This window comes from Nostoc sp. (assembly GCF_036917935.1).
Taxonomy (GTDB): Bacteria; Cyanobacteriota; Cyanobacteriia; order Cyanobacteriales; family Nostocaceae; genus Nostoc.
Genome location: NZ_JBALEL010000062.1, coordinates 196762 through 211359, shown reverse-complemented (window position 1 = coordinate 211359; position 14598 = coordinate 196762). Strand labels below are relative to the sequence as shown.

Sequence of the window (14598 nt, the reverse complement as noted above, 5' to 3'; positions counted from 1 at the left end):
GAACTAAGTTTGTGAAAAAAACAGTTATTTTAAATGTCGTGGGATTAACGCCCAGTTTACTAGGAGAAAATACGCCGTTTTTATCTTCTTGGGCGGCTAAAGGGCAAGTGGTTCCCATCAAAAAAGTGCTACCTGCTGTAACTTGTTCGGTTCAAGCTACTTATTTAACAGGAAAATTGCCTGATGAACATGGAATTGTCGCTAATGGTTGGTACTTCCGTGATGAGTGTGAAGTTAAGTTTTGGCGACAATCTAATAAACTAGTACAAGCTCCCAAAGTTTGGGAAATAGCTAAATCAATCGATCCAAACTTTACTTGTGCCAACCTTTTTTGGTGGTACAACATGTACTCTACAGCAGATTATGCGATTACGCCGCGCCCAATGTATCCCGCAGATGGGCGAAAATTACCTGATATTTATACCCATCCTAGTGATGTGCGATCGCAAATTCAATCTGATTTAGGAAACTTCCCTCTGTTCGATTTTTGGGGGCCAAAAACTTCCATTAGTTCTAGCCAGTGGATTGCCAATTCGGCAAAATGGATTGAGGAACGTTACAGCCCGACATTATCACTAGTTTATCTGCCACATTTAGATTACTGTCTGCAACGATTTGGTAATAATGAAACACAGATTAAAGCAGATTTGCGAGAAATTGATGCTGTTTGTGGCGATTTAATTGAATATTATCAAGCACGTAATACTCAAGTAATTATTCTTTCTGAGTATGGCATTACTCCAGTTTCTAAAGCGGTAGATTTGAACCGTGTATTACGGGAAAATGGTTTAGTTGCTGTGCGAGAAGAACTAGGGCGAGAACTGCTGGATTTTGGTGCTAGCATTGCCTTTGCCGTTGCCGATCACCAAATTGCTCATGTATATGTGAATGAGCCGGCGTATATCCCGAAAGTGCGATCGCTTTTAGAAGCGACTGAAGGCGTAGCGCAGGTATTGGATGATGAGGGTAAACAAGCCTACCATCTTGATCATCCTAGATCGGGTGAGTTGGTAGCGATCGCTCAATCTGACGCTTGGTTTACCTATTATTATTGGCTCGATGATGCAAAAGCGCCTGATTTTGCTAGAACAGTAGATATCCACCGCAAACCTGGTTACGATCCTGTAGAACTTTTCCTCGATCCGCAAATAAAATTTCCTCAAGGAAAAATTGCTCTCAAGTTACTTAAGAAACAACTGGGTTTTCGCTACCTTATGGACGTGATTCCTCTGGATGCTTCTCTGGTGCGTGGTTCTCACGGTAACATCACCACTTCTGTTGCTGAAGGGCCTCTATTTATCACCCATCAAACTCATCTAGTTGACGAACATCAAATTGAGGCGACAGATGTTTGCTCGTTGATTCTCAAACATTTAAATACCTAAAATGAAAATAAGCTTATATCACAAACCTCGTTCCCAGTCTCAGACTGGGAACGAGGTTTTAAAAGGGTTTTGGCTTAAGTTGACACCACTGCACAGATGTGATCCCCGACATATCCCAAAAATACAAAACAAATTTCTGGTAAATCATAATCATATCCAGTATGATTTATATATAAACTCGTTATGACTATGAATTGGTTTGCCCTATCAGTGGGCACCCGTCTATCTACTGATTAAAATGTACTGTGGGCAATCTGAGTAACTTAATGGAGAGCTTCTTTACCCATGACTGAACCCCAAAAATTGACAACTGCTGACGGTATTCCTGTTGCGGATAATCAGAACTCACTCACGGCGGGATCGCGTGGCCCTGTATTAATGCAGGATTTCCACCTCTTAGAAAAGCTGGCTCATTTCAACAGAGAACGTATTCCTGAAAGAGTTGTCCACGCTAAAGGTGCGGCTGCTCACGGCACTTTGACTATTACCAATGACATTACCCGCTACAGTAAAGCCAAACTTTTTTCTGAAATTGGCAAGAAAACAGAACTTCTTCTGCGCTTTTCTACAGTCGGAGGAGAAAAAGGTTCAGCAGATGCCGAGCGCGACCCTAGAGGTTTTTCCCTCAAGTTTTATACTGAGGAGGGTAACTGGGATCTTGTAGGTAACAATACCCCTATTTTCTTCATCCGCGACCCTTTGAAGTTTCCTGATTTTATCCATACCCAAAAGCGCAATCCCCAAACCAATTGCAAAGACCAGAATGCAAAGTGGGATTTTTGGTCACTCAGTCCAGAATCGCTTCACCAAGTAACGATCCTCTTTTCAGATCGGGGAATTCCGAAAGACCATCGACACATGGACGGTTTTGGTAGCCACACCTTCAGCTTAATTAATGCTGAAGGCGATACTCTTTCAGAGTCACTTCGTGAACGCGTCTGGTGTAAATTTCACTTTAAGACACTGCAAGGGCATCAAACTTTGACTGAGGAAGAATCGGCGAAGATTAAGGGCGAAGATCCCGATCATGCGACTCACGATCTATTTGAAGCGATCGCTAATAAAGATTATCCCAAATGGCGGATGTGTATTCAAGTGATGACCGAGGAGCAAGCGGAAAAACATCCAGATAATCCTTTTGACTTGACCAAAGTTTGGAAACAAGGAGAATATCCTTTAATTGAAGTCGGGATATTAGAGCTAAATCGTAACCCTGAGAATTATTTTGCCGAAGTAGAGCAAGCCGCTTTTAGCCCTAGTGCAGTGGTTCCTGGCATTAGTTTCTCTCCAGACAAAATGCTGCAAGCTCGGATCTTTTCTTACCCAGATGCTCAACGGTATCGCTTGGGTGGTAACTATCAGCAACTACCTGTTAACCAGCCCAAATGTCCAGTGATGCATTATCAGCGAGATGGCTTTATGGCGCCGGGGAACAACCACGGTAGCGTTCCTAACTATGAACCCAATAGTGCTGAGGGTACGCCTAAAGAAAATCCAGCTTATGCAGAGCCACCTAACCATTTGGGCGATGTCACTGTCGATCGTTACAGTCATCGTGAAGGAAACGACGATTATACCCAAGCAGGTAATCTGTATCGGTTACTAACTCCTGAACAGCAAGAGCGTCTTGCTCATAATATCGTCGGTAGTCTCTCTCAAGCAAGGGAGGACATCCAAATGCGCCAACTTTGCCACTTCTTCCGGGCAGATGTTTCTTATGGTCGTCGTGTAGCTGAAGGATTGGGCATTTCAATCGATCCCTCAATGCTGGGTGCTACTGCTCAACCTGTAGGTAACTGGTAAGCCTTATCCAATTTTGTGCGGTGGGCATCTTGCCCGCCTTAAGAGGATGTTTGAAAAGTCCTATTGTAGGTATCAAAACGTTCTATATCCCCCTAAATCCCCCGATAAATTGGGGGACTTTAATTCCGGTTCCCCCCTTTTTAAGGGGGGTTAGGGGGGATCGCTAAGTGTCTAAAATCACGGCGAAATACTTTTCAAACATCCTCTAAAGCAAATTCATTTGATTAACTTATAAACTAAATCGAAGTAATTAAACATGAAATTAACAGCCACAGAAGAAGGCTTACTAATCCCTAAAGAACTATTAGGAGAAAGCCAAGAATTTGAGATTATTCAAGAAAATGGAAAAATTATAATTACTATAGCGGTTCTCGCTTAAGTGAGGTACAAGAACCCCACCCCCAACCCCCTCCCCGCTCTTCGAGAGGGGACTATGATGTACCTCATGTGATTAGGAAACGCTATACCATTAAAGAAACATCTTCTATTTGGGATTTAGGTTCAAATCCTGTGGAATCTGATGTAAAAGATGGTGCAATTAACCACGATCGCTATCTCTATAACCCATAATAGAATTCAGAAGTCAGAAGTCAGAATGAATTCTGTACGACTGGCGGATGTAATCTGAAATAGTAAGGCTCATTAATGGAGCTAAAAGACTCGTTGACGGAGATAAAAGACTCGTTGACGGAGCTAAAATACTCGTTGACGGAGCTAAAAGCCTCGTTGACGGAGCTAAAAGCCTCGTTAACGGAGCTAAAATACTCGTTAACGGAGATAAAAGCCTCGTTGACGGAGCTAAAAGCCTCGTTAACGGAGATAAAAGCCTCGTTAACGGAGATAAAAGCCTCGTTGACGGAGATAAAAGCCTCGTTAACGGAGATAAACAAAAATATTTACAGCTATTACGATCGCACCATTCGCACATCATATCGTAGAGAAGTAGTTCTAGGGGTTGCGATCGCATTATTTTGCTTTGGTGCGATCGCAATGACATTGTGTAATTAATTATCTTGCCTACTTATTAGACTAGGATTTGAATCCCAGGCGGGTAATACAGCCGATGCAGATTACCTAAATTACTGAAACCAACGGCAGACAAAAGCAACCATTCTCCTGAATAAAGGCTGACGATTCCGCCGCAAGTCTTCCAGATTTTCACGAATGGTTATTGTATAGCCATCAACTGCATGATGACCTAGCCTCTCACATTATGGGGAAAATTACCTAACCCACTAGGGCGTGTTTTCAAACCTTTCTTGAAGCACCTGAGCCTTTGGAGATCCCCCCAACCCCCCTTAAAAAGGGGGGCTTTTAGAGTTTCTTTTCCCCCCTTTTTAAGGGGGGTTAGGGGGGATCGAGGTTTCAGGTTTTCAATGCGTAAGTCCTGGTTTATTAAAAACTTCTAAAATCTGTCGGCAAATCTGTTTGAGCTTATGCTCGATTTCACCAGAAGGCGAAGATGTGCCGACAATACTCCAATTTTCTACCGTAGAAAGTCGCCACGCTTCACCGCGATGATCGAATCCAGCGACTTCCACGCCGATCGCCCGGCGGGAATTATTGATCGGATCTTGATAAAATCGGATTTGAATTAAAATACTACGACTTCGCCAAGATTTGCTAATACCAGGAAAGTGAAAGCCAATATCTATAGAATCTGGATCGACTAACTCCCTAGTTTCCGGGTCATTTTTCCAGGGTTTGAGATCAGATTTGGCATCAGGAAACTCGAATTTGAACAAATTAACCACTGTAGCAATGTTGCTGGCGAGTTCAAGGTTCGTTGCCTGTTCAGCTGCGTTCACTAAAAAACACTCCTATATCGCGTCGGCATCTTCAAGGATGTGAAGACAGAAAAACCGCCAGAAGGCTTATATTATTGGTGTTTCAGCTTATCAAGACCTTTGAGATTTAGCAACTCTAAATCATATTTCCCTAACAATATCAGTTAACGTGAGTTCGACAAGTTTTATTTGACCTCTCCCCCAGCCCCTCTCCGTGTCGGAGAGGGGAGCAAAAAGCTGAATTTTTCGTTGCTCCTCCCTTTCCGTTTAGAGGGAGGCTGGGAGGGAGAGGTTCATCGAACTCACGTTCAGTTACTAACAGAAGCCAAAAATCGCTTCTTGTTGGGACTGGGTAACACCTATTAAGTAATTGTACTTAAAAATTACTCAAAAGCAGATGAAACTCTGCCCTTTGGAGAAAATATCAAGATTTTCTGCAAAATCCTTGGCTGACAAGAACGATAAATTGCGCTAGCGATCTAAAATGACACTGTGAATCGGTAAACCAAAAGCAATTAAGTTGAATATATGGTGCGTCAACGCTCGATTTTTTCATTTTTCCTAGTATTATTGGCCACATTCCTCATTAGTTGTGGTGGCCCTGGTGTTGCGATCGCACCTCCGACTTACACAGCAGTACAACTTGAAAAAATTCAGGCTTATGTTCCTGAAATTCAGGCTGTGCGCGATCGCTCAGAAGAATTGAAAACCCTAATTAAACAAGGTGATTGGATCAATGTGCGTAACTTTATACATGGCCCGATAACAGAAGCAAAGCTGAATCTGACTTATGTCACTCCCAACCTTCTACCCAAAGACCAACCCGAAGCACGTCAAATAACGCGAGATTTTTTTAAAGACCTGGTTAAACTCGATAAAGCTACTAGTGCTGCCAATCCTCTAATTGCCTTGAATCAATCCCAAGCTGCTTTCGCAGAGATTGACAAATTCCTCCAACTGCTTCCTAAGACCAACACAGAGGCAAGTTAAGCGCAAGGTTAAGATGATCTCAGGGGGATGAGGAGGATGAGGGAGAGTAAAAATTCCTCCCCCTTGTCCCCCGACTCTCCCATCTCCCCCATTTCCGCTTCCAAACAGCAATGAGTCATGTAGTTATTATCGGTTGTGGTGTAGTCGGGGCTGCGATCGCTTACGAACTGAGTCTAGTAAAAGGGCTGAAAATCACAGTTTGCGATCGCCAACCACCAGCACAAGCTTCCACGGGCGCTGCACTTGGCGTTTTGATGGGCGTAATCAGCCAAAAAATCAAGGGTAAGGCTTGGCAGATGCGACAAACTAGCATCCAACGCTATGAAGCCTTGATTCCTGAATTAGAAGCTTTAACAGGTCGCAAAATTCCTTTTAATCGCCAGGGAATTCTCATGCTTTTGTCTGATTCCTCCCTAGAGGTGATATCAGCATGGGAAAAACTAGTAGAAGTTCGCCACTCTCAAGGCTGGGATTTAGAAATTTGGGACACTGCTAAACTCCAGAATATTTGTCCTCAAGTTGACCAAGAAAAAATTACTAATGCTATCTATTCTCCCCAAGATCGCCAGCTTGATCCAACTGCCCTGACATTAGCTTTAGTTGAGGCTGCCCACCGAAATGGTGTAACTTTCAAATTTGGCGTAACTGTTTTGGATGCCACAACCTCAACACCTGAATTTTGCAATCAACTTGAGACTACAGAAGGAAAAATAGCCGCTGATTGGTTTGTCATTGCAGCAGGGTTAGGTTCAACCCCATTGACAGCAAAATTAAATCAGATAATTGATATCCGCCCCGTACTTGGGCAAGCGTTGCAAATGCGTGTGGGGCATCCATTAGGCAATCCCGACTTCCAGCCAGCGATAACAGGTAACGATGTCCATATTGTTCCTGTGGGCGGTGGAGATTATTGGGTAGGCGCAACTGTGGAATTTCCTAGCAATGGCGATGAGATACCGCCCAATCAAGAACTGCTGGAATCTATTAGAGAACAAGCGATCGCATTTTGTCCAGAATTAGCCACAGCAACCATTCTCCGCACTTGGTCGGGGTTACGTCCCCGTCCTGAAGGACGCCCAGCCCCAGTTATTGGTAAGCTGCCAGGGTTTAGTAACGTCCTTCTAGCTACCGGACACTATCGCAATGGTGTTTTACTAGCGCCCGCTACAGCTTATACGATTCGTGAGATGATTATTTCTCAGGGAATGGGGGGATGAGGGAGATGAGGGAGAGCAGGGGAGGCAGGGGAGGCAGAGGAGCAGGAGAAGAATAACAAACAATGCCCAATTCCCAATGCCCCATGCCCAATTCCCAATGCCCAATATAGGAAAATAGCGTGTCAATAACAGAACATAAAATCAAGGTAGATTCACTGGAATGGTTTTATCGGGAATCTTTACCAATCGGCAGAACTGACTTAGCGCCTGTGTTGTTGCTACACGGCTTAGTTTCACAAAGTTACAGTTGGCGTCATATTATACCTGCTTTGGCGAATCAGGGGACAAGAGCGATCGCTCCAGATTGGATTGGTTACGGCTTTTCTGCCAAACCAGAAAAACGAGATTTTGCTTATACTCCCGATGCTTTTATCACAGCTTTAGAAGGATTTATTAGAGCTTTAGAACTTGAACATTTTTCTTTAGTTGTCCAAGGCTTTTTAGGTTCTGTAGGACTACAATATGCTTTGCGTCATCCAGAACAAATTGCTAATTTAGCTATTTTAAATACACCAATTTCAACTGCTGCCAAATTACCCTGGAAAATTAAACAAATGGGTTTACCTTTGGCAGGTGAAGTAATGACCCAAGACCCCTTATTAGTTGATCGGACACTAGAAGGTGGAAGCCGTTATCGCATAGGAGATAAAGATTTAGATATTTATCGAAAACCATTTTTGACCGCTTCTACATCTGGTCGAAGTCTCTTAGCAAGTATTCGCAATCTACAGCTTGATTCAGCCATGACAGAAATACAAACTGGCTTTAAAGAATGGCAACAGCCAATTCTGATTCAATGGGGTATGATTGACCCTTGGCTACCTGTAGATATTGCCGAAAACTTTGCCAATTCCGTACCAAATACCGAATTAATAAAACTTAATAACGTCGGACATTACCCTCAAGAACACTACCACGAGGCAATTTTGGAAGACCTTTTACCCTTTGTACGTCGTAAAGATGCTCATTGACAATATAGCTCTGGCAAAAATCGATATTATAAAAATGAACCCACAGATAAACATAGAGAAATCATAGATATTTATCTTTGGTAAAAAATCAATTCGGGATTTTTGCTAGATTTATCAATAGACCTCTTGCATAAATTAAAAATAAGAATCCCACTCTGCCAAAGCTACGCTTTGTCTCTCCTCCCCTTACTAAGTGGAGGAGTTGGGGGTGGGGTCTTAGGGACTTTTGCAAGAAGTCTAATGTTATCCCCGCCGGCATTTGTGAGCTTTTTATTACCATTAAAAATGCCTCACAACCACAAGTAAAGGAGATTAGGATTCATGGCTTATTCATGGTTTAAAGCATTTCATATTGTCGGATTTGTAGTTTGGTTCGCTGGTTTGTTCTACTTAGTACGTCTTTTTATCTATCACGTTGAAGCGAACGAAGAACCTGAACCAGCACGAACGATACTGAAAAATCAGTATCAAATTATGGAAAAGCGCCTTTACTCTATCATCACTAACCCAGGAATGTACCTGACGATCGCAATGGCCATCGGTTTAGTAAGCACTGAACAGGATATTTTAAAAGAGGGTTGGTTGCATATCAAACTACTGTTTGTGGCTATTTTAATTGGCTATCATCATTACTGCGCTCGGCTGATGAAGAAATTAGCAGTAGATGAATGTGGCTGGAATAGTCAGCAATTACGTGCTTTAAATGAAGCACCTACAGTTATGTTAGTTGCGATCGTTTTGCTGGCTGTGTTTAAGAATAATCTACCTACAGATATCGCTGCTTGGGCTATTTTCGCCATGATTATTTTGATGGCAGTCACTATTCAACTTTACGCCAAAAAACGCAGGCAAGATAAAGAGAAATTGACGGCACAAATCGGGCAACCACAAGAACAAAGTTAGACATTGAGTTCATTCACTTACGGTTACTCACCGCATCACCCCACCCCGGTTTTGTCTAAAGCCAAAACCGCCCCTCCCCTTGGTAAGGGGAGGGGTAAAGCGTATGTGGGACAAGCGTTTGAGCTTAAGTTTACACCAATGAATTGTGCGCCCCTACTACACGTTGCATCACAACAACAAATACTACCAATTAACTATTACTTCATCCTGGAAACGTTTACAGTAAATCATCCCCAGGAATCACGGTACTGTAAAAAGTATATTTGCGATTAGCGACATAACGGCGGTCTTGTTTAATAATTGCCATAAACTCTCTATGTCCCTCACGGCTACGTCCCACTAAACAACCTGCACTAGCAAGGCGAATATCATTCTGGGGAAAATCAAAGCCGTAGTGTTGATTCACATAAAAATTATCACCTGTATCAAGCTTGTCGCCAGTCCGTTTAAAATCTTGGTTGAAATCTCTACAAACAGTTATATCTCCAACTTGCACTAATGCTTCGTGAGGTTCCGCTGTGCCGTGGGTGCCAACAGCCCAAGCTTTGTATTGCCCAAACTGAATCCTAGCTGCTCCTTTGGGATTCATCGGATTGTAAGTGTAGTACTTCCCTGGTTCTGTAGTAGCTTCCCAGTGATCTACGATTTTGGGAACACCATTTACTATTTCAATCACAATCCGCCGATCGTTAAATTGATTGGGTGTATCACTGTTGAGAGTCCAGTCTCCATTGATACCCTCTACATAAACAATGTTGTATTCTTTGGGATTGGTAAATACCTGATAACCTTTGGCTAGCATATATTTCACAATCTTACTAGCGATGTCATCGCCTAGTTTTAAGGGGGGTTTAGGAAGATCATCTATTTTAGTTTCAATTAGTTTCTTAGCTGTGACTGCTCCTAAAAAGCCACTCTCTTCAGTCTTTGCTAATTCTTGAAATTTTTTGATAGATATCACAGAAACAGGGCCAAATTTCCCATCGGCTGGAGGTTCTAGCAAACCTAAGCCGATTAATAGTATCTGAATCTGACGAGTCAAGTCTGCATCCTCAGCGATCGCGTCGAATGCCCATTTCTCATTTTTTCCCAAGAAATCTTGTAGTTTCATTATGCACCTGCTTTCATTTACTGAGTTCTAAGTATAAACATCATTTTAAAAATTGATGTTGTTTGAAACTATACTTTATCTTGAAGTATGATGTTACAAACTTTACTATTAATTTATGATTCAGCACACAAAAATTCACAGAATTATACTGAATAAAAAACTATTTATTGGGAATATATTAAATCCAGAATGGGTTACGAACGGAGTTTACAAGATCCTTAACGACAATCGGCTAATGACTGAATTTCGGGGTATTCTGGATCGCACTCAACTTAAGCGGATTTGAAATAACTCCCGCTATCCTGGCAATAAGTCACTATTTATCGTCGATATGATGCGGAAGTTTGACCTCTGCTTTCCGCTAGAGGATGGCAACGGCGATCGCGCTTCCTAATCCCCGACTTGTTACCTAAAGAAGAACCCGCCACAGGCGATTGGGAAAGTGGTTTGGCATTCCAGTATCATCTCCCGCTTTATTGTACGGATGCACCACAACAGCGATCGCCAGACTTGATGGCGTAGCGGCATTGTTCTCAAACACCTTGGTAATCGGGCACTTGTCAAAAGCGATCAGGAAGACCGCAAAATCTTGATCACCATCAGCGCCCTCCCACAATCGCAAAAAGCCAGCCTTTCACCTCCAAGGTCATCCTGAAGGGCTAGCTAGTCACCAATGACCATGAAAATTGCAAATCCCTCAAAGCGTGGGCTAGAGAGGGATTTTGGGTATTGGGTATTTGGTATTGGGTTTTTTGACTGCTAAGTTAAATTACTTGCTTTCTCAACTGCTTCTTTTAACTGTTCAAAGGTAATACTACCGTCTTCGTCTGAATCATACCGTACCAGTAACTCCTGGGGGCTACTGGTATTTGTTTCTGATGAGATGATTGCACTTAAGCCAGGACTTAAAAAAAGCTCATTAATGGAGACTTTGCCGTCTTGATCGCGATCTAACTTATTAAAAAGAGATTGAAGCTCTTGCTCGGTTGCCATAAGTTTCTATCTGAATTAATTTTTCAATTTAACATCTCAATTAATATATCAAAATTAAACACCAATTATATCCTTAGACGTAGAAACGGGTATCGCTGAGGCTTAGATCAGGTGTAGGCTATGATACATTTTATATACAGTGGAGATAGACACTAAAAAACCGATTCAAATAAGCACTCAATGGGTAATTAAGGTTGAATGATAAGGTTTATTTACCATAATGCTCAATCAATGCTCAAAGCGTGCAAGTCAGTTTTTAGATAAATGAGGTATAAGCATTATATACTATCGGCATTTTGTCCATCCCAACAGACTAAGGTAGGTGTAGCTATGCTTTTAGTCTGGTAAGTATTTTTGATGCCAACCCAGTTACTAGCAATAGGCATTCGCCAACCAGTTCCAAAGGCGCGATCGGTGATTTTTAAGCCGGGGGGTGCTTGTCGCCGTTTAAATTCAGCCCGCGCTACCATTTGGATTACTCGATCTACAATTAGCGGATCGTGACCGGCTGCAACAATTTGCGCTGCTGATTGGTGGTTGTGAATCAGGCGTTGCAAAATATCGTCCAAAATTTCGTAAGGCGGTAGAGAGTCTTGATCAACTTGACCCGGTTTGAGTTCAGCGCTGGGTGCTTTAGTCAAGACATTTTGTGGGATAATTTCATTATTGCGATTTAACCATTGGCAAAGTGAATACACACGAGTTTTAGGAACATCTGCAATTACTGCTAACCCGCCATTCATATCGCCGTACAGGGTACAGTAACCAACTGCCATTTCTGACTTGTTACCGGTAGATAAAAGTAGATAGCCAAATTTATTAGCGATCGCCATTAATAAATTACCGCGAATCCGAGATTGGATGTTCTCTTCTGCCAGTCCAAACTCTGTACCCGCAAACAAATCACCTAAAGTTTGATCAAAGCCTTGCATTAACTCCCCAATTGGTAAAAGATTAGTCTTAATCCCCAAATTTTCAGCTAATGCCACAGCATCACTGATGGAATGCTCGGAACTGTAAGGGGAAGGCATGAGAACACCGAGGACATTTTCTTTACCAAGTGCCGCAGCTGCGATCGCAGCTACTATTGCAGAGTCAATCCCGCCACTTAAACCCAACACTACTTTAGAAAAGCGACACTTATCGGCATAATCTCGCACTCCCAAAACCAAAGCTTGCCAAATTTCTTCATCTTCCGATTCATAGACAGGTGCTACAGAACCTAACTGAAAATCCCGTTGCGCTTCGTCAAATTCAACTACTACTAAATCGGTATCAAAGCCACGGGCACGACACATAACTTCACCTTGACGATTCAAGGCAAAACTCCGCCCATCAAAAATTAGGTCATCATTTCCCCCAACCTGATTAGCGTAAATCATCGGTTGTTGAAAACGTACTGCACTATGCCTGAGCATGGTTTCGCGAAACTGCTGCTTGCCGACAGTATAGGGGGAAGCAGACAAATTTACAATCAAATCTACACCCAAAATTGCTAAGTCAGCAATCGGATTCACTGTATAACTGCGTTTGCCCCAAAATTCCTCATCGTTCCATAAGTCTTCGCAAATAGTTACGCCAATATCGATATTATCTAAAGTGAAATAATTAGCTTGCAAGCCTGCTTCAAAATAGCGACGTTCATCAAATACATCGTAAGTAGGCAAAAGTCGCTTGTGAAAAACTTGCTTAACCTTGCCATCCTCTAACAAAGCCATGCTGTTAAATAAAGTTTTACCGCCAGTAATAGACGCTTCGAGGTTCTGTTCAACAGTCCCTACCAACACAGCTAAATTTGGTGGTAAATCCTGAGCCAAGTTTTGTAAAGTGATGCCCATCGCTTCCAGAAAACTAGGATTTAGTAATAAATCTCTTGGTGGATAGCCACACAAAGAAAGTTCTGGTGTCAACAACAAACGCGCACCGCTAGATGCTGCTCGTTGTGCCGCCTCCAGAATTATTTGGGCATTTAAAAGCAAATCACCGATTGTCGGATTAATTTGAGCGATCGCTATTTTCATTTTGTTTGTTATTTGTCATTGGTCATTTGTCAAGAGTCGTTGGTAAATGCTCAAATAACTTACTCTAAACTTGAGACTTTTAACTCTGGACTCTGAAAAGTGATTGATTAAATAAACACCAAAGGTTTATCTTTTAAGGGAGCAAAAGCTTCAGCGTCAAACTTATACAAGCTAGCTGGACGGCCAGCACCCCGTGATACCTTAATTCCGGTATCGCATAAAAAACCTAACTTGAGTAGACGCGCCCGAAAATTAGAATAATCGGAAAAGTTATCACCTAAAACTGTGGCGTATAACTGATATAAATCATTCAAGGTAAACATTTCTGGCAAGACTTCAAAAGCCACCGGGCTATACTCTAATTTATTTCGCAACCGCCTGTGTCCATAAGCCAGAATTTCGTTATGGTCAAAAGCCAATTTTGGCACTTCTTTGACTGGATACCAAGCTATGCCAGTCATGCGATCGGCAATCAATTCGGCTTCTTCAAATCGCACTAGGGCAAAGTAACTAACTGATAAATAACGCACACCATAACTATCAGTTGCTTCCCGTGGATCGCGATTTGGCCCGCCAAATGTATACAGCTGTTCTAAATAGAGATTGTTGACCTTAATTTTCTCCGCCATAATGCGATAGGCGGCATCTTCTAAAGACTCTCCTGGACGGACTAAAGTACCGGGAAGACTCCAATGATTTAAAAATGGTTCTTGCTGTCGCATTACTAGTAGAACTAACAGCCGATTTTGGGCAGTATCTACAGAAAAAATTACATTATCGACACCAACCTTGAAATCGGCCAAAGGTTGTTGGTTTAGTGGAGTTGAAATCTTTTTTTGTGAACGTCCTGGCATTCGTACAAATGCTCTCGATTAATATAGGCAACTACAGGGGCTGTGAGGGCTTGGGGATCTCCATGTTCGCGGTACGCTGTCGAGGAAACATCTAGACCGGTCAGACTAGCGATCGCAATTTTCCCTCCCAGCTTTTGCACTACCTCTGAACTAGACTCATCTATTGCATATCCCGGTCGCGGGACGATCAGTAGTTGCACTTCCTGTAACAAATCTTCAATGCGATACCAACGTGGTAGCTGACTCAGTAAATCTGAACCAATGATCATTGTTAATTCAGCATCCTCACCCCAAATAACCTTCGCCTTTTCGACTGTTTCCAGTGTTCTAAAGCTACTCAATTCTTGTTCTAAAGCAATATTGTGCCGTGGTGCGTCTATATCCGCAATCAACAATCGTAACATTGCCGCCCGATGTTCTAAGGGTGTTTGATGGGACTTAAATGGATTATCCGCGGCCCAAACCGCTACCCAATCATAACCCTCAGACAACCAACTCAGAATTTTTTGATGTCCAGCAGTTGGTGGATCGGCACTAGTACCAAACAAAGCAATTCTCATCAT

At 42.4% G+C, this 14598-nt stretch carries 16 protein-coding genes; 10 read left to right on the top strand and 6 right to left on the bottom strand.

Annotated elements, in window-relative coordinates; all coding sequences use genetic code 11:
* Positions 1-11: 11 nt before the first annotated feature.
* From V7K62_RS27565 to V7K62_RS27545, 5 genes are all read left to right on the top strand, one after another.
* Positions 12-1385 carry an alkaline phosphatase family protein gene (locus V7K62_RS27565; protein ID WP_334869782.1) on the top strand — a complete coding sequence of 458 codons (1374 nt, stop codon included), beginning with the start codon at positions 12-14 and terminating at the stop codon, positions 1383-1385.
* Between the two features lie 285 nt (positions 1386-1670).
* Entirely contained in the window at positions 1671-3188 is a 1518-nt protein-coding gene (locus tag V7K62_RS27560) for a catalase (protein ID WP_334869780.1), read from the top strand.
* 256 nt (positions 3189-3444) lie between these two features.
* Positions 3445-3567, top strand: a complete 123-nt coding sequence (locus V7K62_RS27555; protein WP_334869778.1) for a hypothetical protein — start codon at positions 3445-3447, stop codon at positions 3565-3567.
* Between the two features lie 68 nt (positions 3568-3635).
* A complete protein-coding gene (locus V7K62_RS27550) occupies positions 3636-3758 on the top strand; it encodes a hypothetical protein (RefSeq protein WP_334869777.1) in 123 nt (40 codons plus the stop codon).
* 59 nt (positions 3759-3817) lie between these two features.
* Entirely contained in the window at positions 3818-4126 is a 309-nt protein-coding gene (locus V7K62_RS27545; RefSeq protein ID WP_442937345.1) for a hypothetical protein, read from the top strand.
* Between the two features lie 435 nt (positions 4127-4561).
* Here V7K62_RS27545 and V7K62_RS27540 read toward each other — a convergent pair whose 3' ends face one another.
* The gene (locus V7K62_RS27540; RefSeq protein ID WP_334869773.1) at positions 4562-4996 is read right to left on the bottom strand and encodes a hypothetical protein; all 435 of its coding nucleotides are present in this window, start codon (positions 4994-4996) and stop codon (positions 4562-4564) included.
* Positions 4997-5503: 507 nt separating this feature from the next.
* Here V7K62_RS27540 and psbQ point away from each other — a divergent pair.
* From psbQ to hemJ, 4 genes are all read left to right on the top strand, one after another.
* Positions 5504-5965 (top strand): photosystem II protein PsbQ, encoded by a 462-nt coding sequence (psbQ, locus tag V7K62_RS27535; RefSeq protein WP_334869771.1) that lies wholly within the window; start codon positions 5504-5506, stop codon positions 5963-5965.
* Between the two features lie 110 nt (positions 5966-6075).
* On the top strand, positions 6076-7182 hold the full coding sequence (locus V7K62_RS27530; RefSeq protein WP_334869769.1) for an NAD(P)/FAD-dependent oxidoreductase: 1107 nt from the start codon (positions 6076-6078) through the stop codon (positions 7180-7182).
* Between the two features lie 119 nt (positions 7183-7301).
* Positions 7302-8153 (top strand): alpha/beta fold hydrolase, encoded by an 852-nt coding sequence (locus V7K62_RS27525; RefSeq protein WP_334869767.1) that lies wholly within the window; start codon positions 7302-7304, stop codon positions 8151-8153.
* A 321-nt stretch (positions 8154-8474) separates the two neighbouring features.
* Positions 8475-9056: a protoporphyrinogen oxidase HemJ gene (gene hemJ, locus V7K62_RS27520; protein ID WP_334869764.1), complete on the top strand. Its 582-nt coding sequence runs from the start codon at positions 8475-8477 to the stop codon at positions 9054-9056.
* A 217-nt stretch (positions 9057-9273) separates the two neighbouring features.
* Here the strand turns inward: hemJ and V7K62_RS27515 are convergent, their stop codons facing one another.
* Positions 9274-10167 carry a peptidoglycan-binding protein gene (locus V7K62_RS27515; protein WP_334869762.1) on the bottom strand — a complete coding sequence of 298 codons (894 nt, stop codon included), beginning with the start codon at positions 10165-10167 and terminating at the stop codon, positions 9274-9276.
* A gap of 526 nt (positions 10168-10693) precedes the next feature.
* Here V7K62_RS27515 and V7K62_RS31680 point away from each other — a divergent pair.
* A complete protein-coding gene (locus V7K62_RS31680; RefSeq protein WP_442937344.1) occupies positions 10694-10822 on the top strand; it encodes a hypothetical protein in 129 nt (42 codons plus the stop codon).
* Positions 10823-10926: 104 nt separating this feature from the next.
* On the opposite strand, the gene V7K62_RS27510 is transcribed toward V7K62_RS31680, so the two are convergent.
* From V7K62_RS27510 to V7K62_RS27495, 4 genes are all read right to left on the bottom strand, one after another.
* A complete protein-coding gene (locus V7K62_RS27510; protein WP_334869760.1) occupies positions 10927-11160 on the bottom strand; it encodes an EF-hand domain-containing protein in 234 nt (77 codons plus the stop codon).
* A 278-nt stretch (positions 11161-11438) separates the two neighbouring features.
* Positions 11439-13181 (bottom strand): NAD+ synthase, encoded by a 1743-nt coding sequence (locus tag V7K62_RS27505; RefSeq protein ID WP_334869758.1) that lies wholly within the window; start codon positions 13179-13181, stop codon positions 11439-11441.
* A 107-nt stretch (positions 13182-13288) separates the two neighbouring features.
* A complete protein-coding gene (locus tag V7K62_RS27500) occupies positions 13289-14035 on the bottom strand; it encodes an NUDIX hydrolase (protein ID WP_334869757.1) in 747 nt (248 codons plus the stop codon).
* Entirely contained in the window at positions 13996-14595 is a 600-nt protein-coding gene (locus V7K62_RS27495) for a nicotinate-nucleotide adenylyltransferase (RefSeq protein ID WP_334869856.1), read from the bottom strand. Before V7K62_RS27495 ends, V7K62_RS27500 begins: the two co-directional genes overlap by 40 nt.
* Positions 14596-14598: the final 3 nt, after the last annotated feature.

Coding starts and splice junctions, on each gene's coding strand:
- hemJ (WP_334869764.1), top strand. CDS start 8,475: ATGGCTTATTCATGGTTTAAAGCATTTCATATTGTCGGATTTGTAGTT.
- V7K62_RS27495 (WP_334869856.1), bottom strand. CDS start 14,595: ATGAGAATTGCTTTGTTTGGTACTAGTGCCGATCCACCAACTGCTGGA.
- V7K62_RS27510 (WP_334869760.1), bottom strand. CDS start 11,160: ATGGCAACCGAGCAAGAGCTTCAATCTCTTTTTAATAAGTTAGATCGC.
- V7K62_RS27515 (WP_334869762.1), bottom strand. CDS start 10,167: ATGAAACTACAAGATTTCTTGGGAAAAAATGAGAAATGGGCATTCGAC.
- V7K62_RS27555 (WP_334869778.1), top strand. CDS start 3,445: ATGAAATTAACAGCCACAGAAGAAGGCTTACTAATCCCTAAAGAACTA.
- psbQ (WP_334869771.1), top strand. CDS start 5,504: ATGGTGCGTCAACGCTCGATTTTTTCATTTTTCCTAGTATTATTGGCC.
- V7K62_RS27505 (WP_334869758.1), bottom strand. CDS start 13,181: ATGAAAATAGCGATCGCTCAAATTAATCCGACAATCGGTGATTTGCTT.
- V7K62_RS27500 (WP_334869757.1), bottom strand. CDS start 14,035: ATGCCAGGACGTTCACAAAAAAAGATTTCAACTCCACTAAACCAACAA.
- V7K62_RS27560 (WP_334869780.1), top strand. CDS start 1,671: ATGACTGAACCCCAAAAATTGACAACTGCTGACGGTATTCCTGTTGCG.
- V7K62_RS27530 (WP_334869769.1), top strand. CDS start 6,076: ATGAGTCATGTAGTTATTATCGGTTGTGGTGTAGTCGGGGCTGCGATC.